This is a genomic window from Mesorhizobium sp. M00.F.Ca.ET.216.01.1.1, from assembly GCF_004010325.2.
GTDB lineage: Bacteria > Pseudomonadota > Alphaproteobacteria > Rhizobiales > Rhizobiaceae > Mesorhizobium.
On sequence record NZ_SADR02000219.1, the window covers coordinates 1 to 376 of the forward strand.

General features: G+C 62.0%; 1 protein-coding gene. It reads right to left on the minus strand.

Going from position 1 to position 376, the window contains the following annotated elements; translation table 11 throughout:
* Positions 1-376 (minus strand): DUF1003 domain-containing protein (locus tag EN859_RS35815; RefSeq protein ID WP_135913641.1); only part of this gene is annotated, 376 nt, incomplete at both ends.

Below are 376 nucleotides of genomic sequence, written 5' to 3' on the forward strand. Positions count from 1 at the left end.
CTTGGCGCTGGTCAGCTCGTGCATGGCGTCCAGCTGCATCTGCTGCATTTCGGGCAGCCGCTGCCATTGGCGCGAGATCAGGTAGTCGAGCTTTTCGTGTAGGTGCCGCACTTCGAGCTCCGCCTTGAGGTTCACCCGGTAGTCGTTGAAGGAGCGCAGCCGGTCTTTGGCTTCCTGGCGCTTCTGGCTCATCATGATCACCGGCGCCTGGATGGCGGCGATGCAGGAGAGCAGCAGGTTGAGCAGGATGAACGGGTAGGGGTCGAAGGCGCTGGTGGTGCCGGCGATCAGGTTGATGCTGATCCACAGCAACAGCACCGCCGCAAACGAGATCAGGAACCACCAGCTGCCGCCGAACTCGGCCATAGTATCGGAG